Source organism: Shewanella insulae, assembly GCF_009831655.1.
Classification (GTDB): domain Bacteria; phylum Pseudomonadota; class Gammaproteobacteria; order Enterobacterales; family Shewanellaceae; genus Shewanella; species Shewanella insulae.
Genome location: NZ_WRPA01000027.1, coordinates 28040 through 52023 on the forward strand (window position 1 = coordinate 28040; position 23984 = coordinate 52023).

The 23984-nt window shown below is 56.9% G+C and carries 21 protein-coding genes; 9 read left to right on the forward strand and 12 right to left on the reverse strand.

Annotated features, from left to right (window positions below):
• Window positions 1-6: 6 nt before the first annotated feature.
• Complete coding sequence (locus tag GNT65_RS19630; protein WP_160798888.1) at window positions 7-1086, reverse strand: linear amide C-N hydrolase; 1080 nt, start codon at window positions 1084-1086, stop codon at window positions 7-9.
• Window positions 1087-1195: 109 nt separating this feature from the next.
• On the opposite strand from GNT65_RS19630, the gene GNT65_RS19635 reads away from it, so the two are divergent.
• Window positions 1196-2068, forward strand: coding sequence for a LysR family transcriptional regulator (locus tag GNT65_RS19635; protein WP_160798889.1), 873 nt, complete (start codon window positions 1196-1198; stop codon window positions 2066-2068).
• Window positions 2069-2122: 54 nt separating this feature from the next.
• On the opposite strand, the gene GNT65_RS19640 is transcribed toward GNT65_RS19635, so the two are convergent.
• The 5 genes from GNT65_RS19640 to GNT65_RS19660 form a co-directional block, all read right to left on the reverse strand.
• Window positions 2123-2647: a cytochrome b/b6 domain-containing protein gene (locus GNT65_RS19640; protein ID WP_160798890.1), complete on the reverse strand. Its 525-nt coding sequence runs from the start codon at window positions 2645-2647 to the stop codon at window positions 2123-2125.
• Between the two features lie 57 nt (window positions 2648-2704).
• A complete protein-coding gene (gene hemG / locus GNT65_RS19645; RefSeq protein ID WP_160798891.1) occupies window positions 2705-3226 on the reverse strand; it encodes a menaquinone-dependent protoporphyrinogen IX dehydrogenase in 522 nt (173 codons plus the stop codon).
• Window positions 3227-3423: 197 nt separating this feature from the next.
• Window positions 3424-5055: a di-heme oxidoredictase family protein gene (locus GNT65_RS19650; protein WP_160798892.1), complete on the reverse strand. Its 1632-nt coding sequence runs from the start codon at window positions 5053-5055 to the stop codon at window positions 3424-3426.
• 114 nt (window positions 5056-5169) lie between these two features.
• On the reverse strand, window positions 5170-6318 hold the full coding sequence (locus tag GNT65_RS19655; RefSeq protein ID WP_160798893.1) for an imelysin family protein: 1149 nt from the start codon (window positions 6316-6318) through the stop codon (window positions 5170-5172).
• 34 nt (window positions 6319-6352) lie between these two features.
• The gene (locus tag GNT65_RS19660; RefSeq protein WP_160798894.1) at window positions 6353-7774 is read right to left on the reverse strand and encodes a hypothetical protein; all 1422 of its coding nucleotides are present in this window, start codon (window positions 7772-7774) and stop codon (window positions 6353-6355) included.
• Window positions 7775-7976: 202 nt separating this feature from the next.
• Between GNT65_RS19660 and GNT65_RS19665 the strand changes: the two genes are divergently transcribed.
• A complete protein-coding gene (locus GNT65_RS19665; RefSeq protein WP_160798895.1) occupies window positions 7977-9143 on the forward strand; it encodes an MFS transporter in 1167 nt (388 codons plus the stop codon).
• Window positions 9144-9223: 80 nt separating this feature from the next.
• Window positions 9224-10060, forward strand: coding sequence for a TIGR03899 family protein (locus GNT65_RS19670; protein WP_160798896.1), 837 nt, complete (start codon window positions 9224-9226; stop codon window positions 10058-10060).
• On the opposite strand, the gene cobA is transcribed toward GNT65_RS19670, so the two are convergent.
• Entirely contained in the window at window positions 10054-10875 is an 822-nt protein-coding gene (gene cobA, locus GNT65_RS19675) for a uroporphyrinogen-III C-methyltransferase (protein WP_160798897.1), read from the reverse strand. The genes GNT65_RS19670 and cobA overlap by 7 nt on opposite strands.
• Window positions 10876-11173: 298 nt before the next feature.
• Between cobA and GNT65_RS19680 the strand changes: the two genes are divergently transcribed.
• Genes GNT65_RS19680 through GNT65_RS19690 form a run of 3 tightly spaced genes read left to right on the forward strand, consistent with a single transcriptional unit; the run spans window position 11174 to window position 14080 of the window.
• Window positions 11174-12034, forward strand: coding sequence for a phospholipase A (locus GNT65_RS19680; protein ID WP_160798909.1), 861 nt, complete (start codon window positions 11174-11176; stop codon window positions 12032-12034).
• Between the two features lie 41 nt (window positions 12035-12075).
• Window positions 12076-13536, forward strand: coding sequence for a S41 family peptidase (locus tag GNT65_RS19685; RefSeq protein ID WP_160798898.1), 1461 nt, complete (start codon window positions 12076-12078; stop codon window positions 13534-13536).
• A 13-nt stretch (window positions 13537-13549) separates the two neighbouring features.
• Window positions 13550-14080, forward strand: coding sequence for a peroxiredoxin family protein (locus GNT65_RS19690; protein ID WP_160798899.1), 531 nt, complete (start codon window positions 13550-13552; stop codon window positions 14078-14080).
• 76 nt (window positions 14081-14156) lie between these two features.
• Here the strand turns inward: GNT65_RS19690 and GNT65_RS19695 are convergent, their stop codons facing one another.
• The 4 genes from GNT65_RS19695 to GNT65_RS19710 all read right to left on the reverse strand — a co-directional run bounded on the left by GNT65_RS19695 (window position 14157) and on the right by GNT65_RS19710 (window position 20652).
• Window positions 14157-15872: a hypothetical protein gene (locus GNT65_RS19695; protein ID WP_160798900.1), complete on the reverse strand. Its 1716-nt coding sequence runs from the start codon at window positions 15870-15872 to the stop codon at window positions 14157-14159.
• 475 nt (window positions 15873-16347) lie between these two features.
• Entirely contained in the window at window positions 16348-17100 is a 753-nt protein-coding gene (locus GNT65_RS19700; RefSeq protein ID WP_244952234.1) for a phosphoadenylyl-sulfate reductase, read from the reverse strand.
• Window positions 17093-18790, reverse strand: coding sequence for an assimilatory sulfite reductase (NADPH) hemoprotein subunit (gene cysI, locus GNT65_RS19705; protein WP_160798902.1), 1698 nt, complete (start codon window positions 18788-18790; stop codon window positions 17093-17095). Before cysI ends, GNT65_RS19700 begins: the two co-directional genes overlap by 8 nt.
• 77 nt (window positions 18791-18867) lie before the next feature.
• Window positions 18868-20652: an assimilatory sulfite reductase (NADPH) flavoprotein subunit gene (locus tag GNT65_RS19710; RefSeq protein ID WP_160798903.1), complete on the reverse strand. Its 1785-nt coding sequence runs from the start codon at window positions 20650-20652 to the stop codon at window positions 18868-18870.
• Window positions 20653-20983: 331 nt separating this feature from the next.
• On the opposite strand from GNT65_RS19710, the gene GNT65_RS19715 reads away from it, so the two are divergent.
• Genes GNT65_RS19715 through GNT65_RS19725 form a run of 3 tightly spaced genes read left to right on the forward strand, consistent with a single transcriptional unit; the run spans window position 20984 to window position 23817 of the window.
• The gene (locus tag GNT65_RS19715) at window positions 20984-22153 is read left to right on the forward strand and encodes a Re/Si-specific NAD(P)(+) transhydrogenase subunit alpha (RefSeq protein ID WP_160798904.1); all 1170 of its coding nucleotides are present in this window, start codon (window positions 20984-20986) and stop codon (window positions 22151-22153) included.
• Window positions 22153-22428 (forward strand): NAD(P) transhydrogenase subunit alpha part 2, encoded by a 276-nt coding sequence (locus tag GNT65_RS19720; protein ID WP_160798905.1) that lies wholly within the window; start codon window positions 22153-22155, stop codon window positions 22426-22428. Before GNT65_RS19715 ends, GNT65_RS19720 begins: the two co-directional genes overlap by 1 nt.
• 6 nt (window positions 22429-22434) lie before the next feature.
• Window positions 22435-23817: an NAD(P)(+) transhydrogenase (Re/Si-specific) subunit beta gene (locus GNT65_RS19725; RefSeq protein ID WP_160798906.1), complete on the forward strand. Its 1383-nt coding sequence runs from the start codon at window positions 22435-22437 to the stop codon at window positions 23815-23817.
• A 43-nt stretch (window positions 23818-23860) separates the two neighbouring features.
• Here GNT65_RS19725 and GNT65_RS19730 read toward each other — a convergent pair.
• A partial coding sequence (locus GNT65_RS19730; protein ID WP_146194370.1) for a transposase occupies window positions 23861-23984 on the reverse strand: 124 nt, incomplete at its 5' end.

Below are 23984 nucleotides of genomic sequence, written 5' to 3' on the forward strand. Positions count from 1 at the left end.
CCTAGCTTACATATTAGACCAGGTGATGGTCTGAGCGCCTTTGTCTACCTGAGCCATGATATCGGCATGCATTGGCGTCTTGAAATGCTTGGTGTCTTCCAGGTTAAACTTGATCTCCTTGCCACTCATCAGGCTGCGGAACCAGATATCACCATTATCCAGGTTGTACTGCATGCTGAAGAAGCTTGGGTAGTCTTCGCCCGTCTTAGGGTCCTGCACACCGAATGGCACCAGCGCCGCCGCATCGAAGGTGCCCTTCTGACGAGCAACTGTCTCTGTGTAGCTCAGCCCTTCTAGGTCCATGTGAGTCGACATGGCTAGCAGGCGTGAGTTACGCTCCAGGCCGCCTATGCTCCAAGGCATCTTAGTGGCAACGCTAGGATCCTTAAGGTCGAACTGCTGCATATACTCTCTGTGCTTCTCCTGCAGCGGGTCGTTAGTCTTCACGCGCAGATCCGATTCGGCATCACCCAAGTAAATCTTCTGCTCACCGCCCTTCACCAGTTGGATCAGCATGATGTTACCGTCGGCATCGACCACAGAGTAGTGCAGCGGCGCAGCGTGCTCCATACCATTTGGCGCAGAGGCCCAGGCGATTTGGAACTCACCGTTATCCAGGGCCGCTTTCACCTCGGCAGTGGTGGCATAACGCTCGGTGATGAAGCTCACTACGTCGGCGGTGTTGACCGCTGGTGCGCCATTATCTTTGTGCTGGGCCAGATAGGGCTCGCTGTCATGCTGAGATAGCGCCATCACGCTGAGTCCCTTCTCGTTAGAAGTCTGACCCGACAGGCCGCCGAAGGCGCCATGCTCTTCGATAGAGAGGGTGTGGTACTTAGTCTGCCACTTGGTCATGGCCTGCTGGTACTCGGCAACCTGACCGCGCATGGTGCGCTCGGTACCAACAGGGAAGACAGACATGTGACCGTCGAAAGGGGCTGTGCTCACCCAGTCTGCGGTACGCATTAACATAGTGCCGTATTGGGTCTCTGTCACCAGACGAGAACAGGCTTCGGCGTTTATGGCGGCGCCCATGGTCGTGGCAAACAGGGCGGCGATAGTGGTGCTTAGTAGTACTTTTTTCATGGTAACAATCTCCGTAACTGAGGATGTTGATTCGTTGACGGGTTAATCGTACCAAAGGCGAAAAAAGTGCTACCCTAAGAACTATCAACCTAAAGTTAAAGGTTCGCCGATGATCATCACCACAGAGAGATTGCAATACCTGGTTTCCGTAGCCCAGCATGGCAGCTTTTCCAGCGCCGCCAAGGAGTTAGGGGTCAGTGTCGCCGCAGTCAACAAGGCGATACAACATCTGGAGTTTGATCTTGAGCTGACCCTGTTCGAGCGCCATGGCGGTAAGAAGCCACAGCTCACCCAGGAGGGCAAACGCCTCTATGTGAAGGCGCTGGAGATACTGCCCAAGCTTATCGCCATGGAACGTCAGGCGCAGATGATGAGCGAAGGGATAGAGAGCCAGCTCTCTATCTGCCTGCATCCCTATACCTGTTACCCCGAATACACCCGGCTCATCGGCGAGCTGGCGGCGCGCTACCCAGATCTGGAAATCAACATAGTCGAGGCGGAAACCCTGGAATGGCAAAATCTGCAGTGCGATATCATTATTGCGCCTAATCGCCTGGTGAATCTCAGGGGCGTCAACATACAATCCATCAACAGCATTAAATGGCTGCTGGTGAGCGCGCCCCAACATCCGCTGGCGCAGCTAAGGAGTGCCCCCGAACTGGAAGACTTCGATCACCATCACCAGCTGATGCCACCTGCGGGTAATATCATACTCCCCCATTACCTGGAGGTGATGCGCTACTCCAGCAAGCTGGTGACCGTCGAGCGCTTCTACCAACTGCGGGAGCTACTGTTGGCGGGCTGTGGTTTTGCCATGTATCCACAGGCGCTCGCTAGGCCGCTTATCGAGGAGGGTAAGCTTAAGGATCTGAACTTCGATTATGGTAAGCAGGGCAATCACTGGCCCATAGATCTCATCTGGCAGGAGGGGCTGGGCCAGGCGGGCAACTGGTTTATCGAGCAGTTAATCGACGAGGAGTGATCAACTCTAACCTTGTCTTGCGGCGCTTAAACTCCTGCGGGTGCTGGCACAGGCCTAGCGGCGAATGAAGTCCAACAGGTGTGACAGGGCAAACAGGGCGTGGATCACCATGAAGACAATGAAACCGTGGGCCAGGCTGTGATGATAGCTTCGCCAATCAAGCGCCTCGCTGCTGCCCTGGGTCAGAAACCACATCAGGCCGGTAACGGATACCGCCACAAACAGCAGCATGCCAATTCCCTCGACCACGCTAAACAGGCCGCGGCCACCGGCCAGGGGCAACTTGCCGCGCATCAGGCCGCACACGTCGTTACTCAGCTGGGTAAAGTCGCCTACCAGATAGGGGAAGTATTGCCGCCACTGGCCGCGCATCATGTTGGTCACCAACATGGTGACAGAGAAGATCCCCGCCAGCAGCCCCAGATAGACGTGCAGGATATCCCACACCGAGGCGTTGGCCCGCAGCGCTCGCCCCATCATGAGCCAACCGCTGGTGCTTACCAGAAACAGGGTCAACAGGATGACAAACAGATGCTGATAGGTCTCCAGCACCTCGCGCAGCTTGGTCAGTGTCTTCAACTCGCTCTCCCCTCGATATGACTCACGCTTAGTTTACCCATACGCCTTCAGGCCATACTAGAGCGCGGCGACCTGCCGGGCATAGTGTTTCACCTTATCCCAGTCGGTGTACTCGACCTTGGTATCCGGCGCCGTCGGCCCCTTAGTGATCCACATGATGAAACGTATGATGTTGCGATCCAGGGCATTATACCCCTGATAATCCAGGTTACCGCCGAACACCGCCAAGAGCTTAGGCTGCCAGGGCGACTTGGCCAGAAATGCCTGCATGTATGGGTTGGTCTCTGGGGTATTCTTGGCGGGCTTACGCGCCACCAGGCTCACCGAAAAGAAGGTGCTGGCCTTCTCCTGTAGCACCTTGATGTTCTCGCGAATGAAGTCATACACCCTGGGATTGTGCTTGCCATGACGAATGCTGGCGCCCAGGACTATCTTGTCGAACCCTTCCAGGGCTGGCGGGTTATCTATGCTGGCACAGGTGACGCTATGTTCCAGCGCCTCGAGCTCGCGCTGCATAAAATCGCACAGCTTACGGGTCTGCCCATGCACACTGGAATAGATGATTAATATTTTGCTCACGAAGGCCCCTAAGTCGACTTAACTCTTGCTATAGCACCATGATAGGGGAAATCGGGCAATATTTAATTGAAACAGATCACGAGGACTGAGGGCAAAATCCGGCTTAAGTTTACCGAGGTCACAAATTGCCTTCTGGATACATTTTGTCATAAAAAAGCGCGGCCTAGGCCGCGCTCTTCATCGCCTTTCTTGCTCCCTTAGAGGGACATCACGAAGGCCAGCAGTTGCGCCCGCTCCTCTTGGGTCAGGGCCATGAACTTATCGGTACTGGCCTGGGCCTCGCCGCCATGCCAGAGAATCGCCTCCTCCACGCTCGCCGCACGGCCATCGTGCAAAAAGCCCGCCTGGGGATTGACCGTCTGAGTCAGGCCTATGCCCCAAAGCGGCCGGGTGCGCCATTCGCTGCCACTGGCCAGGAAGTCGGGACGAGCGTCACTCAGGTCTTCGCCCATGTCATGAAGCAACATATCTGTGAAAGGATAGATGGTCTGTCCCTTGAGGGCATCTATCATGGGCAGGCCGCCGATCTCACCGCTGCTCTTGGTGACAAACTTGGGCTGGTGACAGCCGCTGCAGTTGACCTGCTCGAACAGACGCGCGCCTTCCTTCACCTTGGCATCATCCACCTGACGTCTTGCGGGCACCGCCAGGGTCTCGGCGTAGAAGACCACGTCGTCGCTGAACTCGGCGCTCGCCTCCGGCTCACCGTCGACACCGCTGCCGGTATCGACGAACCCGGTGCGGGTCAGGTAGCTGTCATGCATGCTGGTGCCCGCTATGCTCTCCTGGGGAAACAGAGGGTTAGTGATCCCTATGTCACCGCGCAGCGCGCCCAACGACTGCACCCGCACGCTTGGGGTATTGGCCTTCCAGCCGAAACGTCCCAGGGAGACGGGATGGCTGTCGCCGCGCTGCGCCTTAACGGCATCGAACACATAGTTTGCCCGCCCCGAGATACCATCGCCGTCGCTGTCGGCCTCATCCTCCAGCGCCAGAATGCTCGCCTCGGGGATCGCCTCCAGCAGCCCAAGACCAAACACCGGCATGCCGTTGCGCCAACCCATCAAGACATCGCTCTGCAAAAGCTCAGAGGTGACGTTGCTGCTGTTGAGGCTCTCTCCCGGCGCATCGAAAGGATTTTCCACCGCAAACAACGGCCTTTTCAGCGTCACCTCGGTGCCGTCGGGATAGGTCACCGTCTTTAGCTCATAGGAGAGGTAGACATCCGCTTGGCCGCCGAACAGGTTCTGCTGCCAGTCTTCCCTGGCCTTAAGCACCCCGCGATGAAACAGCTGAGTGCCAAAATTTGGCACAGGGGTAGGCGCGCAGTAATTGTTCTCTGCCGTCCCCTCAAGGCAGGGCTGGTCCGGCGCCTTGCTGATACGCAGGAAGATCCCCGCCTCGGAGCCGAGCTTAATGCGATCTTGACCGGCAGGCACTATCGGCGTCGAGTTACGACCGTCGCGCTGATGGCAGGAGTTACAGTCGGCGTTGTTGAACACGGGCCCCAGGCCATCGAGCTCGGGATGCTCCTCGTTTGGCGCCGTGGTAAAGGCGGTCTCAAAGTTCAGATCGCCGCTAAGGTGCTGAGCAAGCTGCGCCTGGTCGAGGTTTACTGCCGGGGTGGAGTAGCCGTGGCCCGAACTCGAGGCATCGAAGGTGGTTGTATCACCGCCCAATGCCGTCACCTGGGTATAGTCCGGATACGCCTTCTCGGGTTCTGGCACTGCTATCTCATCTCCCGAGCCGCCACAGCCGCTTAGCACCAATGTCTGTGCCAGGGTCAGGGCCGCCAGCAGGGCGGATGGTTTGATTAAGCAATTCATCATCTTTTTCACACTTTATTGCAGTCGGGCTAAATGGGCCTTTTGCCATTTAGCCTTTGTTTTTATGAGGTTATATAGGCAAGAAAAAGAGAGCCTGGGCTCTCTTCTTGACTGGCCTTATACCTTCCACTCTTTGAGTAGCGGCAACACCTGGTTTTCCAGGCTCGCCTGCAGGGTAGCCAGGGCATCGACCGCCTTCTGGATACGCTCACGGCCCGCCTCATCTTTTATCGCCTGACGGAACGGCATCTTGTCTGTGCCCTCGATGGCGCGGATCTGCAAGATGGCAGCGTCTATCTCGGCGGCGACCCGGCTAGCCAATTCGCTGTCGGCGGCGCGCACGAAATCGATGATCCCTTGCTTGTCGGCCTCGCCGGTGAACTCGCCCTGATAGACGTTGCGTACCCCTATGATGTTGTCGCTAAAGTCGGTCAGCGAGTTCCAGGAGTATTGCGACTCCACCTTAGAGGTGTCGGCGCTGGCCTGTGAGCCGCCGAAGGGGTCGGCGATCTTACCGTTACCCACCTCATCGACTATGCCTATCATCCCCTTGATCAGCTCCTCTAACACGCCCACCTGAGAGCTGTAGAAGGTGTTGCCATCGACGCCCGGCGATTTCAGCAGCTCGCCATAGGCTTTGCCACTCTGACCGTCATGGCTAACCAGCCAGGCATCGGCCAGCTGCTTGGTGTAGTCGCGAAACACCTCGGCCAGCCCCATGAGGTAGTCGCGCTCAACGGCGGTCAGCTCGTCGATCTGCTTGACGTTATCCTCGATACCGTCACCGAACAGCAGAAACTCCATGGTGTGGAAGCCCTGCACGTCATCGTTCCAGCCCTTGATGGTCTCGGCGTCGAAACCGCTGCTGTTGATCAGCACAGTCTTGAGATCTGTGGTGTTCAATGGCCAGCTATCCAGGTGTGGGTCGATCCCCAGAGAGTCCACTGGGCCGAAGATGTGCGACTCGCCCTGCTCCCAGGGCTGACGGGCCGCCTTCCAGGCAGACTGCGCCACCTCAAGATTTGCCTGAGTCGGTGTGGCGACCAGGGTCTGGGTGGCCTGTAGCAGCGCCTCGCCGCGATCCGCCAGGGTGCTGTAGCCCTTGACGATCACTTCGTCGCTCAGGTTAACGATCAGGGCATCGGCATCGAAACTAAAACCTGTCTCGGGCACCACCACCTCGGGCTCGTCGCTACCCGAACCGCCACAGGCGGCTAGGCCAGAAATAAGTGCCAATGCGATCGCGCCATATTTAAATTGCTTCATCTTTCTCTCCATAAAAAATTAAAGTTGTCCGCCGTTAGAGCGAGAATTGATAGCCCACGCCCAGGGCAAAGAAATGGGTATCCGGAATGGCGGCTACAGCCACCTGATGCAGGCCGCCCTCGGCCTTGATCACTATCTCTGGGATCGGCGAGTAGTTGATGCCGACGCTGGTCCAGGTGTTCTCATAGCGCTTGGTGGCCGTGCCGGTTTCCACCTCGCTCAGCGGGTTGGCGTAATCCAGGTTGGCAAACACAGTCAGCGGCACAGAGAAGAAGTGGTTGAGATCCAGCCCCGCCTCGACGAAGAAAGACTCGGCCTTACTGCCCAGCTGGGCGAAGTTACCCGGCTTGAGGCCCGGGGTGGTCTTGTTGGCCTGAGTGATCGCATCGGCATCATCTAGGGTGCCCTGCAGGTACTGCCCACGCAGGATCCAGGGCCCATCCACATAGGCCCCCGACAGCGCCAGCAGGCTTACGCTGCCATCACCGGACAGCTTGTTGCTCTTGTGACGATTGCCACTGGTATTGCCATAGTAGTAGGCGGCACCTAGGGCCAGACCAGGCTGCTTGAAGCTGCCATAATCCAGACGCAGCACATAGGCCAGCTCGTCGGCGTTGAGATGTTCGAAGCGCTTCTGATGGCCGGATGCTATCCAGTCGTAGGTGCGGAAGTACTCAGAGTTGAGGCCGCTGACCACCTGAGCCTGATAGTGGAAATCCCCCAGCTCGCCGAAGATGCCGATACCCGTCTCATTCCAGACGGCGGGCAGCATGGCCGCCTCGCTGCGATGACGCAGCACAGTCAGGTATTGGTTTGGCTTGTGCAGCACGCTGGAAAGCCCCACGGGCAGATGTATATTACCGAACTTGACGCCGAAGGCTTTGCTTGGACGATACCTGAGCTGGGCCTTCTCGATCATCACCTCGCCGCCGGCCTCGACCTCTGACTCGAACTCGCCGAACTCGTCGAAACCATCGTATTCCAGCGCGCTGCCCGTGCCGCCATGCTCATACTCTATCTCCACCTCCATGTCCCACTCGTCGTTGAACTGGTAGCCAAACTCGGTGACGATCCGCTCCAGATCCAGACGGCCGCGACGCTCGGGCGAGGTGTCCTGCACGTTATCGAAATACTCGTCGCTGGTGTAATTCATGCTGCCGTAGGATTCAAACTTGAAACGGCTCCAGGGGCTGTTTGCAGCCTCCAGGGCAACCTGCTCCTGCACCGCCTTTGTCAGCGCCTGCCGGTCGATCTGTTGCTCGACTTGTTTGTCCGCCTGCTGCGCCTTGAGCTGGGCCAGCTCCTGTTTCAGCTGAATAAGCGCCTGCTCCTGCCTGGCGATCGACTCGGCTAAGGTGGCGGTATTGGTTGTGGCATTTTTTTGTGTGTCGGCATAGGCATTGCCCGCCAGCAAGCCGGCGATTGCCATCCCTAAGGTGGTTAATTTCAGTGTCATCTTCTCTCCATGCTGAATGAACAGCATCCCCCATTAAATTGCGGGCACAATATTTCAAATAAGAATGATTTGCATTACAATTTACATTTGTTAATAACAAATTGATGACAAAGCATGCTAGGGCGTAATGATTGAAACCAGTTTGTAGCGCCCAAGCTATGGGGTAGACTGATTGCCCCGGGAAAGACTGGAAGCCAATGGAATGTTAAAAAAGAACCCGCAGACCCTCTTACTCCTCATGACCTTCGTGATGTCCTTAGTGTTTTCTGTATGGCAGGTGCTGCTGAATAACTTCGTCATCGAGCGGGCCAGCTTTACCGGCGCCGAGATAGGCATACTGCAGAGTCTGCGGGAGGTACCCGGGTTTCTGGCCTTTACCGCCATCTTCATCTTGCTGCTGCTCAGGGAGCAGACCTTCGCCCTAGTCTCGCTAGCCCTGCTGACCATAGGGGTAGGCATCACGGGCTTCTTCCCTCAGGTGCTGGGCCTCTACCTGACCACCATACTCATGTCGGTGGGCTTTCACTACTATGAGACCATCAATCAGTCCCTCACCCTGCAGTGGGTAGACAAGGCCGATACCGCAGGCTTCATGGGCAAGGCGCTGGCCTGGCGCTCGGCGGCGGCCCTCACAGGCTATGGCAGCATCTGGGCGGTGATGACCTATCTGCAGCTGGATTATCGGTGGATGTACGCCATCATAGGGGGACTCGGGCTGCTGATGGTGATCGCCCTGAGCCTTTACTTCCCAAGGTTTCCCCAGGGCGAGGTGCAACACAAGAAGGTGATCCTCAGACGACGCTACTGGCTCTACTACCTGCTGACCTTCTTCTCCGGCGCGCGGCGACAGATCTTCATGGTGTTTGCCGGCTTCATGATGGTGGAGAAGTTTGGCTATAGCGTCAGTCAGATCACCGCCCTATTCCTGATCAACTATGTGGTCAATCTACTGTTTGCGCCCGCCATAGGCCGCTTTATCGGCCGCATCGGCGAGCGCAACGCCCTGATGATAGAGTATGTGGGCCTGATAGTGATCTTCACCAGCTACGCCTTCGTCCAGCAGGCAGAGACGGCCGCCGTACTCTATGTGTTGGATCATCTGCTGTTTGCCATGGCCATCGCTATCAAGACCTATTTCCAGAAGATCGCCGAGCCCAAAGATATCGCCGCCACCATGTCGGTCAGCTTCACCATTAACCATATTGCGGCCGTGGTGATCCCTGCGCTACTGGGGATGCTCTGGCTCTACTCCAATAAGTGGGTCTTCTTTATCGGCGCCGGCTTCTCCCTCTGCTCCCTAGTGCTGGCCTTCAATATTCCGCGCCATCCGGCCCAGGACAGGCATGTCAACTGGCCGGCCAACGTCTGAGACTAGGGTGAGCGTCGATTTTCAGATAGAATCGGACAACAGGGCAACCCGCAAGATAAGACTATTCATAAGATAAGACTATGGCCGAGATCGTTAAGCTAACCAATTCAGGGTCGAACCAACCCGACGTATCAGCCCGCCGCAAGGCCCTGCAACTCGGGCGCCTCATAGGTCTGGGCAGCGAGGGGGACTATCGCCCCTCTAATGCCTCGGTGGCCGAACGCTGCGACCATCGTCTGCGCAAGCTCGCCAGCCAATATCAGGCTAACCTGGAAAACATCTACGCCATCGCCCTCTCCCACACGCCGTCGGATGTCACCGGGGCCGATCTCGACCCCGACTGGATCCACCAGTTCTTTCAGCTGGCGGAGCAGATCCATAATCGCAACATGCAGGCCCTGTGGGGACGGATCCTGGCCAACGAGATCACCAGCCCAGGCAGCTTTAGCCTCAGGAGCCTGGCCACACTTAAGCAGCTGACCCACAAAGAGGCGCAGATGTTCGAGAAGGCCTTGGGGATGGCGGTGACCTTCAACAACGAATCTAAGCTCAAGCTGGTGATCGGCTTTCGCCACGCCGGCGGCATAGGCCAGCTGTTTCGCAAGACGGATACCACCCAGATCGCCCTGTCGCAATTTGGCCTGCCCTACTCCTCGGTGCTCACCCTGGTGGATGCAGGGTTGTTACACAGGAGCGAGTTTGAGACGGGTCAGCTCAACGCCAAGAACCCCATCAGCTTTACCCTGTCGGGCAAGCGCATGACGCTGACGCCCAAGCACGGGCACTTAGTATTTAGCTATTATCGATTAACGCCGACCGGCGACGAGTTGGCGCAGCTGGTGCGCCCCAAGGCAGATGAAGAGTATGCCCGCGCAATGCAGGCACTATTTAAGAAAGATTTTAAGATAGATCAGTGACCCAGCGACTGCTTTACCGACGCACCCAGAGTCTTAGGGCTGTTCTCAGGGTTAAACCAGTGCAGACTATCGGCCAGACCGACCACCTCACCTATGATCATCAGCGCCGGCATTGCCAGCGCCGGGTCCGCCGCCAGTTCGGCCAGCTCACATAGAGTGCCGATGAAACGCCGCTGGGCCGCCGTGGTCGCCTTAGAGACTATGGCCACCGGCGTCTTAGGCGAGCGCCCGGCCGAGATCAGCCCATGTTGAATGCTGGCGGCGTTGAGGATCCCCATATAGACCACTAGCGTATTGGCGCTGTTGGCATAGGACTGCCAGTCCATGGGACGACTCTCTAACTTGCAGTGACCGGTAATGAAGGTGACTCCCTGGGCATGGTCCCTATGGGTCAAGGGAATCCCTGCGTAGGCAGAGGTGCCGCTGGCCGCCGTGATGCCGGGCACCACCTCGAACTCAACTCCCGCCTCCACCAGGGTCTCCAGCTCTTCGCCACCACGGCCGAAGATAAAGGGATCGCCGCCCTTGAGGCGCACCACATTCTTGCGGGTATAGGCCTTGGTCACCAACAGCTGGTTGATCTCCTCCTGGGCGGCGCTGTGTTTACCGGCGCGCTTACCCACGGCGATAAGCTCAGCCTCTTTCGGCACCAATGCCAGGATCTCATCGCTCACCAGGGCGTCGAACAAGACCACATCGGCCTTCTTCAGGATGCGGTAGGCCTTGAGCGTCAATAGCTCAATGTCGCCAGGACCGGCGCCCACAAGCCAGACTTTGCCCTGTGCCTGCTGCCCGGGTAGAGTAAATAGTTCCATATCCGCATCTCATACAATAGTGATGAGGTTAATATAGCGTCATTCTTATTCCATAAAAAATAGAAGTTTATTAGGTTTTATTCTTTTTAGTTATTAGCTTTGTTTGGCGACATTTTCATGAACCAAATCAAGTAGACAGAATTAAAATAGGTGCGCGCGGCGGGCTCAAATGTTACAACATAGCCTAGATTGGAGACGACGCGCTAAGCTTGCGACACGAGAGGAAACAAGGATGCAAACCACCCAATACCTTAAATGGCTTCCCCTGATCACCCTATTTTCACTACCAGCAACCTGTATGGGCGCCGAGCCCACAGAAGAGGAAAAAAACAAAGCGGATGGTTCACTGCTGGACCAGCGCGTCGAAGATGAGCTGGCCACCTCTGAGAGGCCCTTCGTGATCACGCCTCACAAGGTCAACTATATTCTGCCCGTGACCTACAACAGCTCTCCAAATATGGCGCCCTTTGCCGACAAGCTAGACGAGCAGAATTCGGAAATCGATAATCTGGAAGCCAAGTTCCAGATAAGCTTCAAGTTTCCCTTGATGTATAACGTGTTCGGCGACAACGGCCATCTGTTTTTCGCCTACACCAACCAGTCCTATTGGCAGGTATACAACAAGGATATCTCCTCGCCGTTTCGCGAAACCAACCATGAGCCAGAGATCTTCATGCTGTTTAACAACGACTGGCAGATAGGTCCCCTGACCAACTCCTTCTGGGGGGTGGGCGCCGTGCACCAATCCAACGGCAAGTCCGGTGATCTCTCCCGTAGCTGGAACCGTATCTATGGCACCATGGTGTTCGATAGTGGCCCCTTTGCCCTGGCGGGCAAGGTATGGTGGCGCATTCCGGAAGATGAGAAAGAGACGCCCGACTCACCCAGAGGTGATGATAATCCGGATATCCTGGATTACATGGGCAACTTCGAGCTCATGGGGGTCTATGGCGTGGATAAACACAGGTTCTCGCTGATGTTGCGCAACAACCTCGAGAGCCCGAATCGCGGCGCGGTAGAATTTACCTGGAGCTATCCCATCATTGGCAATCTGCGTCTCTATACGCAATATTTTAATGGCTATGGCGAGAGCCTCATCGACTACAACGCCCATACCCAGAGGATAGGCATAGGCTTCGCGATAAACGACATTCTCTAACCATAGGCGCGCCCTGCCCGCCACTCGCATCAGGAAGCAGAATGAAATTCGGACATCAGAGCATCATCAATGGCTTCGGCCTCATCATGCTGATGAGCTGCATCCAGCTCACGGTGATCGCCCTTAACGAAGAGCCGCCTAAGGCGCAGCTCTCCGCCCGGGAGATGCGCTCGGATCTCTATTTCCTGCAACAACACCTGACGCAATACTCCGCCAGTGCGGCCGCATCGTCCGAGCGCCTAGCCCGCCTGGAGACCAGTATAGACAAGGCCTTGACCCAGCTCCCCCTGGGCGGCGATCGCCAGCGGTTCGCCCAGCAACTACTGAAGGTCATGGCGGCCATCGACGATCCCAGCGCTCAGATCGATGACGTCAAAGTCCAGGCCTATCTGCCACTCAAGCTGCGCAAGCTCGAGGATAAATGGCTGGCACTGACCCAGGACAATCTCCCCCAGGATAGCGAGGCGCCCTTTATCACCCATATCGATGGCCTGCCCATCGCCCTCTGGGTCGGCGCCACCCAGAGCTTTCTGCCCCCCAGCCTGGCCAATTCGACGAGCGAACAGGCAAGGTACCTTGCGATGATCCCTTTGCTCAGGCGAGAGATAGGGCTGCCGGCCAGTCGTTACTGCCGGCTCACCCTCAGCGATGAACAGGGCCACAGCCACCAGCTCAGCCTGACGCTCACAGCCAAGCCACCAAGCTCATTGAGCACCACAGAGCAGCGTAAGCAGGCAAGTATCGATCTTCAAGGGGTGTTCACTTTCTACGACCTGTCTGACTTTAAAGCCGATAGTCCCATTGGGCGACGACTCAAGCGTGCCCTTCAATCCCCCGTAGCCATACTGGATCTGCGTCAGGGGCATGGCGCTGGCGATGAACTGCTCGGGCTGCTGGCCCAGATATTCAGCCCGGATATCAGGCCGCCGCAGCTGGCGGCCTGGCCGAACTCGTTGCTAGCGGTGGCGCGCTACAAGAAGGGACCGAACCTGCGCAGCGACTACCTCAAGCCCTTAGGCTTCCGACCGCCCGTAGGCCTGAGTCAGGAGGAGAGGTTACAACTGGATCTGCTGCGCACTCAGCTGCCCAAAGAGGAGCCGGGCTTTAGTCCCTGGCAGGCCAAGTTTTGGCATCATGCCAACCTCTCCTGGTCCCATCTACCTCGCCCCATGCGGGGTAAACTGATGCTGCTTATCGGCCCAGAGTGTCGTCAGCAGTGCCAGTGGATAGCCCACTTTTCCAAGGCCTGGCCGGATACCTTAGTGGTGGGTGAACCGACGCGGGGCGAATTTGGCAGGCAGCAACGGCTCACCCTGCCAAGCAGCGGCATTAAGCTCCGATTCAACACCACCCAGGTATACGATGCCACAGGAAAAGCCCTGTCTGGGGTGCCGACCCAGCCGGATATAGAACAGCCTCTCGATGAAATCATCTACTGGGAAAACTTAACCGACCTGTTTGCCCCCGCGACAAACGGCCAGACACAAACCTCTACCAACTAAGAAAGGACAGCACATGAATAAGTTAGTCACCAGACTCCTGCTCGGCCTGAGCCTATTGCTCGCCGCCCAAGCCAACGCCACCGATCTTAAGGTGGGCGACAAGGCTCCGAATTTTCGCCTGCAGGCCACCGACGGCCACTTTTACCAGCTAAGCGATTACCTGGGCAAGCAGACTCTGGTCCTGGCCTGGTATCCCATGGCCAATACCCGAGGCTGCACCCTGGAATGTAAGTCGCTGGTTCAGAAAGGGGATCTTATCCGCCAGTACAAGGCTGTCTACATGATGGCCAGCGTCGACGATCTCGAAGACAACCAGAAGTTTGCTAAGGAACAGAAGGCCGACTTCCCTATGCTCAGCGATCCCACCAAGGAGACCGCCAAGGCCTATGACGTACTCAACCTGGTACGGGTCGCCAGCCGGGTCACCTTCTACATAGGCGAGGACGGCACCATACTCAAGATAGACGAGGATATTCATCCTAAGACGGCCGCCGAAGATATTGCCGCCAACCTGGCCGCCTTAGGCATCGCCAAGGCAGAGTAACCCGTCATTCCCGCAATAAAAAAGCCCCGAGCGCTCAGGCCTAGGGGCTTTTTTTAGTTGAAGCGACAGATAATGCTTAGTCGTTGCGAGTCTGCACCAGGCTGTCGATGACTATGCCCTTGGCATTGATATCCATCCCCACCTTCAGCTGGGTGCGATAGTCTTTAAGCGCCTCCAGCTCCTCGGGAATAGGTTCGCCGCTCATGGCCATCAGGTTCATGGCCGGGGTAAACAACTTGGCGTAATCGGCCGTCATGGAGAGCAGACCGTTAGCACTTGGCTGCTCATCGGCGAGCTTGTCGGCGATGGCTTGGCTCTTGTCGCCCGTATAGATGGTCAGGTGCTGACCCTTTAGCGCCATCTGCGCCCTCACCCCGAGGGATGGCGGCAGTTGCAGCGCGGCGCCGAGATCGACTGTGCTACCGTCGCTAGGCAGGTTGACGTTGGCCAGCTCAGGTGCAAATGGTTTCACCATGTTAAACAGGGTCGCCGGATCGTCCGCCGTCAGGGTCGCGATGGCATCGAGATCCTTAAGGGAGATCTGCTGAGTGTCTTGCTCCAGGGCATAGTCCAGCAACGAGATGGAGACCCCTTTCACGCCGTTAGCCATACCGGTAAACATACCGAGCATGGCCGGGCTCTGACCTTCCATCTCACTCTGTAGCTGCGCCAGCGGCTCACACTGATAGCTCGGGGTGAGCAGATCGTCCCAGATCTTAGACACACTCGGCACGAACTGATTAACGTCCAGGCCAAGTGCCATGGAGAACACGCCTGTGTCGATCGTCTGGGTATGGGCCGGAATGAAACCACGCATCTGACTCAGGGCGCCGAGGATCACCTGATTATTGCTCTCGATAACCGTGCTAAAACCTATCTTGGCCTGCTTGTTCTTCACCTCGAAATCCGTGTAGCCGATCACCGTGCGCGGCCAGTTGGCGGCAATGCCAGACAACTCGTTATGACAGGCCTGAGAGCGCAGCTCGACGAAGGGATCGTCATGCATCAGCTTGAAGATCTTGGTCAGCTGGCGCGCCATCTGGTTACCGTCCAGCGTGGTGATCGCCTTAACGATCTCTTGATGATTGATATAGCTGATGCCGTCCTTGCTAAAGCCGTGCTTCTTGACGATATCATCGACCGTACCGGCCTTGGCCAGCGACTCTTGTACCGGCTTGATCCCAAGGGCATTCTCAAGCAGTTGAGGCTCGAGGAAGCTGGTTTCCAACGTCAGGGTCAGCATCCCCTTGTCGATGGCAAACACCAGATCCACACGCTCGCTCTCACCCTCGTCGGTAAGACGATAGGCGCGATACTTCACCGCGCCCAGCTGCTTGGGCTCATGGGTCATGCCACTGTCGGCCTCGGCCTTGTCCAGTACCGCCCAGAACTGCTCAGGGTTAGCGACATCCAGCTTGATCACGGGCAGCACGCCCAGGGTATAGAAATAGCTAGTGATCTTCTCAGGCAGGCCGAAGGTATCGATCAGCTGCTGACCATCCTGGGAGGCGTCGAAATAACGCTCCAGCACCCTGAAGAAAAACTGGGCTCTGGGATCGTCTTCCTCAGACAGCAGGTTCTTCATCTCTACGGGATATTGCTTCTGCGCCTCGGGGAGGGCGTCGATATAGTCCTTTATGGGAAAAGGCTCAAACTGTGCGGAAAATAGTGGAGTATCGGCAGGCACATAGGCCAACACCTGATTATCCACCGACTTAGGCGCCTGTTGCATCGCCCAGTAGCCCCCCGCGCCTATGGCAACGATTGCCGCCGCCACTAATGCCTTCTTCATTCAGTAAACTCCCTGTTAATTCGCGCGGGCAGTCGGGCCTATCCCAAGCTGGCAAGCACGTAAGAAAAGAATGGGGACGATATTACTATATGGATGAATAAAAAGGGAAATAAGTTTAGCGGGTGTATCCCTGGATAGCCGCAGCGGACTATCCAGGGCCTATGGCTATTAATTAGCATGCGCCAGCAGACCAATCAAACAACTAGCTCTCGCCAAGCGAGTTGGGCTTCGATCTTGTCGGCGGCTCTGTCTGTCGCTTTAAAGAGGAAGAAAAAACGACTGGACCCAAACCAGATCCGATACAGACAACAATTCAAAACCATCTACGGGAACTTACCACTATAGTTCAAATATCCGACCTGTGCATAACCGTGTGCAAAAGAAGTGCAAAAAAGTACACAAATCAGAAGAAAGTACTAATGAATCAGCATGCTAGAGGCTTTACATCTCATAAAGCCTCCTAGTTCACCAATCCTTAGATATCGTAGTGCAGACCACACTCGCGCTTGAGGCCGTTGAAACGGGTCTCCTCCTCCGTCATCCCAAGTTCCAATGGACGGCTCGAATGGGTGTCGCCAACCGACACATAGCCCTGCTCCCATAGGGGATGATAAGGCAGGTCATGCTTGGTGAGATATTCGTGTACATCCTTGTTGCTCCACTCCAGGATAGGCAACAGCTTGTAGCGATCGCCATGTATCGCCAGAATCGGTAGATCCTCGCGCGTACTGGACTGCACCCGTCGCAGGCCCGCAAACCAGGTACCGACTCCAAGCTCCTTGAGCGCCGTCTGCATAGGATTGACCTTATTGATGCGGTTGTATTGCTCCAGGCCATCCAGCCCCTGCTCCCACAGGCGACCGAAACGAGCCTCCTGCCAGGCGCTTGTCATGGGCGCGCGGTACACCTTGAGGTTGAGCTTGAGCCGCTCGGTCAGCTCGTCGATAAACTGATAGGTTTCGGGAAACAGGTAACCCGTGTCTGTGAGGATCACCGGAATATCCTGCTGTACCTGGGTGACCAGATGCAGCATCACGGCCCCCTGAATACCGAAGCTCGATGAGAGCGCATGGGTGCCCGGCAGGTAAGCCAGGCCCCAGATCACCCGCTCGGCGGGCGTGAGCCCCGCCAGGAAGGCATTGACTCGGGCCAGCTCTGCATCTTGCTCAACCTTGGGCGCGCTCAATAGAGCCTTTAGCGCCTGGGCAGAGATCACTGAATTATCCATGGAAATCCTTAGCGGCATCGATAACCGCCTTCACCACGCCGACACGCACGGTGAAGTTACCAAAGGTTTCGCCTGCCTCACGCTCTTTGACGTAGCGGGCAAACAGTTCGTCCAGGGCCGCCAGAATCTCGGCTTCCTGAATGTTCTCGCGATAGAGTTTATTCAGGCGTGTTCCCTCGAAACTCGCCCCCAGGTAGAGGTTGTAGCGACCCGGCGCCTTACCCACCAGACCGATCTCGGCGGCGAAGGGACGCGCACAGCCGTTAGGACAGCCCGTCATGCGGATCACTATCGGCTGCTCCAGGAAGCCGTGCTTCTCCTGCAGCGCCTCGACCTTGGTCATGAAGTCCGGGAAGTAACGCTCGGCCTCGGCCATCGCCAGGGCACAGGTCGGCAGCGCCACACAGGCAATTGAGTGGCCACGGGTCGGGCTGATCAGCTTACCCATCAGGCCATGACTGCGGGCAATCGCCTCGATCTGCGCCTTATCTTCTTCGGCCACACCGGCGATGATGATGTTCTGGTTGGCTGTCATGCGGAAATCACCCTTGTGTACCAGAGCGATCTCACGCAGGCCAGTCTGCAGGGGTTGTCCCGGCAGATCCTTGATACGGCCGCCTTCGATAAACAGGGTCAGGTGCCAGTTATTATCTACGCCCTTGATCCAGCCGTAACGATCGCCACGATCGCCGATCACCACCTCACGCTTAGGCTCAAATTTTACCCCGGCGCGCTTCTCCACTTCTGCCTTGAAGGCCTCAAAACCATGCTTGACTATGGTGTACTTAAGGCGCGACTGCTTACGATCCGAGCGGTTACCCCAATCGCGCTGCACCTTGAGCACGGCCTCGGCAAACTTGAGGCAGTCTTCGGCCTTGATGAAGCCAAAGTCGTCGCCCAAACGCGGGAAGGTCGCGACCTCCCCATGGGTCGAGCCCATGCCACCACCGGCCACCATGTTAAAGCCTACCAGCTCGCCATCTTCGGCCACGGCGATGAAGCCGAGGTCGTTGGTGTAGACATCTACATCGTTATCCGGCGGCACGGCCACGGCCATCTTAAACTTACGGGGCAGATAGGTCTTGCCATAGACTGGCTCCACCTCTTCGCTCTCGCTCACCGCCACCTTGTCGTCACCGAGCCAGATCTCGGCGTAGGCCTTGGTGCGGGGCAGGTAGTTGTCCGACAGCTTCTTCGCCCAATGGTAGGCCTGCTGATGCAGCTTGGACTCTACCGGATTAGGGTTACACATGACGTTACGGTTCACGTCGCCACAGGCGGCAATAGAGTCCAGCGCCTCTCTGTCCAGATCCTGGATCAGCGTCTTCAGGTTACGCTTAGGGATACCGTGGTACTGGAAGGTCTGGCGGGTCGTCAGACGAATACTGTTCGAGCTGGTCAGGGTCGAGGCTATCTTATCCACCCCCAGCCACTGCTTAGGGGTACAGACACCGCCTGCCACACGAGCACGCAGCATGAAGCTGTAGAGGGGCTCAAGCTTCTGCTCCTTACGCTCGTTGCGCAGATCGCGATCGTCCTGTTGGTAGAAACCATGGAACTTGATCAGCTGCTGATCCGCATCGTTGAAGGCACCGGTCAGCGAGGTGTCTAACCCCTCTTCTATGGTGCCACGCAGATAGTTACTGTCGGTCTTAAGGTACTCGTTTACTGATAATTTCTGATCGCTCATGGCTACTGCCCTATCCTGTTTTTGCACCGGCGCTGCCCATGCAAGTTAATCTGTCGGCGACTGGCGCCCTGTCTCAATTAATAAACGTCTTTCTGATAACGCTTGTCGCTGCGCAGGCTCTCCAGCAGGGCCTCGGCCTGCTCTTCACTCTTGCCGCCATGTTGCTTGATCACTTTCACTAGCGCCTGATGCACATCTTTGGCCATGCGCTCGGCGTCGCCGCAGATATACAGATGTGCGCCGCGCTCGATCCACTGCCACAGCGTCTCGCCGCGCTCCAGGATGCGATGCTGCACATAGACCTTATGAGCCTGATCTCTCGAGAAGGCCGAATCCAGGCGCGTCAGGGTGCCGTCTTTAATGTACTGCTGCCACTCGGTCTGATAGAGGAAATCCTGCTCGAAGTGCGGATTGCCGAAGAAGAGCCAGCTATCGCCCTGGGCGCCCTGGGCCGCGCGCTCCTGCATGAAGGCACGAAACGGTGCCACACCCGTACCAGGGCCAATCATGACCACAGGCGTATCCGGATTTTCCGGCAGGCGGAAGTGATTATTCGGCTCCACATAAACCTTCACCTCGGCGCCCTCCTGGGCGTTTGTCAGGAAGTGAGACGCGCCGCCAAAGCGGGTGCCCGACTCGCGCTCGTCTTCCACCAGGGCCACGGTCAGGTGTACCTCGCTTTCCACCTCAGACTGGCTCGAGGCGATCGAGTAGAGTCTTGGAGTGATCGGACGCAGCAGCTCCACCAGCTGGAAGGCACCGATATCCACGGGATACTTGGCCACCAGGTCGGCCAGCTGATGCTTGAGAACAAATTGACGGGTCTGCTCCCTGTCTTCGCTGATCGCCTGCAGCTCACTATTGCCGCTTAGCTGCGCCCAGTTTTGTACCAGGCCAGGATAGAGCTGGGTCAACTCACGCTTCTCTTTGAGGGCCTGGCTCAGGGTCAGGGTTGCATCCCCTAAAGTGACCTCTGCCTCGCCGTCTAACTTGAGGCCCTCAAGGATCTCAGTAACTAAGGCATCGCTGTTACTGAACCAGACGCCCAGGGCATCACCGACCTGATAGCTCAGGCCAGACTCGCCGAGATCTATCTCCACATGGCGCACGTCGCGATCCGAATCGCGCCCCGTCAGCTTCTGACTCGCCAAGAGTTCGGCGCTGTAGGGCTTCTGTTTAGTAAAGCTCGAACCCGTCGTCGTGGTGCTTGCGCCGCCGATAGAGACCACGCTCGCGCCGGTGCCCACCAATGGCTTGACCGCACCCAGCACAGCCTCTTGCCACTGAGTCGCCGCCGACTCGTAATCCACGTCACATTCGGTGAGCGGCACGATCGCCTTTGCACCCAATGCACTCAGGCGTTGCTCGAAATCTTTACCCGTCTGGCAGAAGAACTCATAGCTGGAATCTCCCAACGCCAGCACGGCATAGTTGAGAGCATCTAGCTTAGGCGCACGCTTAGAGGCCAGGAACTTGTGCAGCTCGATGGCATCGTCCGGCGCCTCACCTTCTCCATGGGTGCTCACCACGGCCAGCAGCAGGGTCTCCTGTTTCAGCTGACGCGTCTTGTAGTCGGCCATAGAGACCAGATTGACGCTGTAGCCCTGGGCCTGCGCCTTATCGGCCAGCTCATTGGCGATGCCACGGCCGTTGCCGGTCTGGCTGCCGTAGAGAATGGTGATGGTCTGCTGGGGCGCTTGCTGCACCTCGCCGGCAACGCCGCTCAGTTCGGCCGTAGCCGCCAGGTAGCCGCCTACCCAGGCGAGTTGCACGGCGTTGAGTTCAGAGGTGAGTTGCTTAAGCTTATCCACCTGCGTCGCAGACAGGGGAGAAGCCAGTGATGAAAGCTCTTTTAACAGCATGGAAGACGGCCCTATAACAGTGTAATTAGCCTAGCTTAGTGGCTTAATAGAAAAGCAAAAAAGAATAAAATCTAATTTTTAATTCAATTTTGGAATATGCAAAGGTCATAATTTGAGCTACAAAAGTGAGAGTGGTGAGCGATATTTGCTTAAGCTGTGCCCTTAACCACAGAATTTGAAATGAAATTTTGTGGACTGGCGCAAACTTTTTGCTCCGACCAGTGAACCAGCGCTGATTATGAAAAATTCGCGCTTGTGTCTAAGTCCAGACTCGCCACAATAGCGAGCCAAGAATTCAAACGACGTCTGTCCCCAACTAAGAGGTTTCTCAGTGAAACTAGGTCTACCTAAAGAGAGCCATGCCGACGAAAAACGCGTTGCGTTGATCCCGGCCAATGTGACTCGGTTAATCAAAAAAAACCTCCAAATACTCGTGGAGAGCGGAGCGGGTGTCGCTGCAGGCTTTAGCGATCAAGCCTATCAGGAAGCGGGTGCCGTTATTGCCAACAGAGACGAGGTACTCGGCGCCGATATCATCACCCTGGTCAACCTCAAGGGTGAGCAGTTCGAGGAGATCAAGGCCAAGGCAACTCCCCAGCAGCTGTTTATCGGCATGATGGATCCCCTGGCGCAACCGGAAAATGCCGCCGCCCTGGCCGAAACAGGTACCAGCGCCTTGGCACTTGAGCTGGTACCGCGGATCACCCGTGCTCAGAGCATGGATATCCTCTCCTCAATGGCCACCATAGCTGGTTATAAGGCAGTGCTACTGGCCGCCCATGAGGCGCCGCGCATGTTCCCCATGATGATGACGGCCGCCGGCACACTCAAGCCCGCCCGCGCCTTCATCATGGGTGTCGGCGTCGCCGGCCTACAGGCCTGTGCCACCGCCAAGCGCCTGGGCGCCGTGGTGGAAGCCTACGATATTCGCCCCGCCGCCAGGGAGCAGATCCTCTCTGTGGGCGCCAAGCCGGTAGAGCTGGATCTGGAAACCGAAAATACCGAAACCAAGGGGGGCTACGCCACCGAACAGAGTGACGACTTCCTCAAGCGTCAGCAACAGGCGATGGCCAATGTGCTGGCTCAGCAGGATATCGTCATCACCACGGCGGCCATCCCGGGTCGTAAGGCGCCCGTGCTGATCACCAAGGAGATGGTGGATGCCATGAAGCCGGGCACGGTAATTGTCGACCTTGCCGCCGAAACCGGCGGTAACTGCGAGCTAACCCAACTGGACGAAACCGTGGTCCATAACGGCGTAACCGTACTCGGGCCATCGAATGTACCTGGCAGCGCGGCAACCCACGCCAGCCAGATGTATGGCACCAACATAGAGAACCTACTCAAGCTGATCGTCGACGATGAAGGCCAATTAAACCTGGACTTCGACGACGAGATTGTGCGCGACACAGTCGTGACCCATCAGGGTGAGGTGGTTAACGCCAGATTGCGTGACCTGTTATCACTGCCGCCACTTGCGGCAACAGAGGAGGCTCAATAATGGAGATCTTATTACTACTGACCCTGTTCGTGGTGGCAGTATTCCTTGGGGTTGAGCTGATCACTAAGGTGCCGCCGACCCTACACACCCCACTGATGTCGGGCTCAAACGCCATCTCGGGGATCTCCCTGGTCGGTGCCCTGCTCGCCGCCGGTTCCGGCGTGGGACTCTGGGTCAATGTACTTGGCTTTATCGCCGTGGTGCTGGCCACCATCAACGTTGTGGGTGGCTACATGGTCACCAACCGTATGCTCGCCATGTTTAAGAGGAAATAAGCCAACATGAGTATGACGATTATCTATCTCGCCTACCTTGTGGCTGCGAGTCTGTTTATTTTAGGGATCAAGGGGCTGACCAAGCCCCGTACCGCGGTGCGCGGTAACCAGTTATCGGCCCTGGGCATGTTTATCGCCGTAGTGGTGACTCTGCTGGATAAGAGCATCTTGAGCTATGAGTGGATCATCGCTGGTATCCTGCTGGGTGGCGCCATAGGCGCCGTGATGGCCACCAAGATCCAGGTGACCGCCATGCCGCAGATGGTAGCCCTGCTCAACGGTTTCGGTGGCGGTGCCTCGCTATTTATCGCCCTGGCAAGCTTCCTGGATCCCGATTCGGCAACTCATGTGGTGGCGCTGATCTCAATCGGTCTGACGGTGCTCATCGGCTCGGTCACCCTGTCGGGCTCCTTCGTGGCCTTCGCTAAGCTGCAGGAGCTGATCTCGGGTAACCCAATTCGGGTGCCGGGTAACAAGTTCATCAATGCCAGCCTGCTGATCGCGGCTCTGATACTGACGGTTGCCGTGGTCACCACGCCGAGCAATCCGACCTTCATCTACGCACTGGTGGCCGTGTCGCTGCTCCTGGGTCTCTTCCTGGTGGTACCTATCGGCGGCGCCGACATGCCAGTGGTTATCGCCCTGCTGAACTCCTACTCGGGTATTGCGGCGGCAACCACAGGTTTTATCACGGGCAACACTGTCCTGATCGTCTCGGGCTCTCTGGTTGGCGCCTCGGGGATCATCCTGACCCAGATCATGTGTAAGGCGATGAACCGCTCGCTGTTTAACGTGCTCTTTGGCGTCATGGCCGAGGGTGGCGAGACGGTAGATGCCGACGAGGTATACGCCGGTAAGGTAACTTCCTCCTCGCCGGAAGAGGTCGCCATGCTGCTGGAAACCGCCGAGCGCGTGGTGATCGTTCCAGGCTATGGCCTAGCGATGGCCCAGGCGCAACATGCGGTGCGCGAGTTAGCTTCTGTGCTGGAGGCGCGCGGCGCCCAGGTGCTCTACGCCATCCATCCGGTTGCCGGTCGTATGCCTGGCCACATGAACGTGCTGCTGGCCGAGGCCGAGGTGCCCTATGAACAGCTGATCGAGATGGATGAAATAAACCCTCAGTTCGAACAGACAGACGTAGCCATCGTCATCGGCGCAAACGACGTGACCAACCCTATGGCGCGAGAAGACAAGGGCAGCCCCATCTACGGCATGCCTATCCTCAACGTCGACAAGGCCCGCACCGTGGTGGTGGTCAAGCGCTCCCTGAGTCCAGGCTTCGCCGGCCTACCTAATCCGCTGTTTGCCAAAGACAACGCGCTGATGTTGTTTGGCGACGGTAAGAAGGCGATCGTCGATCTGACGGCCTCACTGAAAGAAGCCGATTAATTTCCCTGTCTTAAAAAGGCCGTTTAACGGCCTTTTTTATGGTTCATCGCGGATCTCCGGGGAACGCCTCTCTGACTTTCAGAAAGAAGTATTCGGTATCCCGGTAGCCATAGCCCATTCGCTTCAGCAGTTTGATTTTGTTGTTCATCCCTTCCAGTCGGCAGGTG

Coding starts and splice junctions, on each gene's coding strand:
- GNT65_RS19700 (WP_244952234.1), bottom strand. CDS start 17,100: ATGGATAATTCAGTGATCTCTGCCCAGGCGCTAAAGGCTCTATTGAGC.
- GNT65_RS19720 (WP_160798905.1), top strand. CDS start 22,153: ATGGAGATCTTATTACTACTGACCCTGTTCGTGGTGGCAGTATTCCTT.
- GNT65_RS19630 (WP_160798888.1), bottom strand. CDS start 1,086: ATGAAAAAAGTACTACTAAGCACCACTATCGCCGCCCTGTTTGCCACG.
- GNT65_RS19655 (WP_160798893.1), bottom strand. CDS start 6,318: ATGAAGCAATTTAAATATGGCGCGATCGCATTGGCACTTATTTCTGGC.
- GNT65_RS19670 (WP_160798896.1), top strand. CDS start 9,224: ATGGCCGAGATCGTTAAGCTAACCAATTCAGGGTCGAACCAACCCGAC.
- cysI (WP_160798902.1), bottom strand. CDS start 18,790: ATGAGCGATCAGAAATTATCAGTAAACGAGTACCTTAAGACCGACAGT.
- cobA (WP_160798897.1), bottom strand. CDS start 10,875: ATGGAACTATTTACTCTACCCGGGCAGCAGGCACAGGGCAAAGTCTGG.
- GNT65_RS19725 (WP_160798906.1), top strand. CDS start 22,435: ATGAGTATGACGATTATCTATCTCGCCTACCTTGTGGCTGCGAGTCTG.
- GNT65_RS19685 (WP_160798898.1), top strand. CDS start 12,076: ATGAAATTCGGACATCAGAGCATCATCAATGGCTTCGGCCTCATCATG.
- GNT65_RS19665 (WP_160798895.1), top strand. CDS start 7,977: ATGTTAAAAAAGAACCCGCAGACCCTCTTACTCCTCATGACCTTCGTG.
- GNT65_RS19680 (WP_160798909.1), top strand. CDS start 11,174: ATGGGCGCCGAGCCCACAGAAGAGGAAAAAAACAAAGCGGATGGTTCA.
- GNT65_RS19635 (WP_160798889.1), top strand. CDS start 1,196: ATGATCATCACCACAGAGAGATTGCAATACCTGGTTTCCGTAGCCCAG.
- GNT65_RS19710 (WP_160798903.1), bottom strand. CDS start 20,652: ATGCTGTTAAAAGAGCTTTCATCACTGGCTTCTCCCCTGTCTGCGACG.
- GNT65_RS19690 (WP_160798899.1), top strand. CDS start 13,550: ATGAATAAGTTAGTCACCAGACTCCTGCTCGGCCTGAGCCTATTGCTC.
- GNT65_RS19650 (WP_160798892.1), bottom strand. CDS start 5,055: ATGATGAATTGCTTAATCAAACCATCCGCCCTGCTGGCGGCCCTGACC.
- GNT65_RS19660 (WP_160798894.1), bottom strand. CDS start 7,774: ATGACACTGAAATTAACCACCTTAGGGATGGCAATCGCCGGCTTGCTG.
- GNT65_RS19695 (WP_160798900.1), bottom strand. CDS start 15,872: ATGAAGAAGGCATTAGTGGCGGCGGCAATCGTTGCCATAGGCGCGGGG.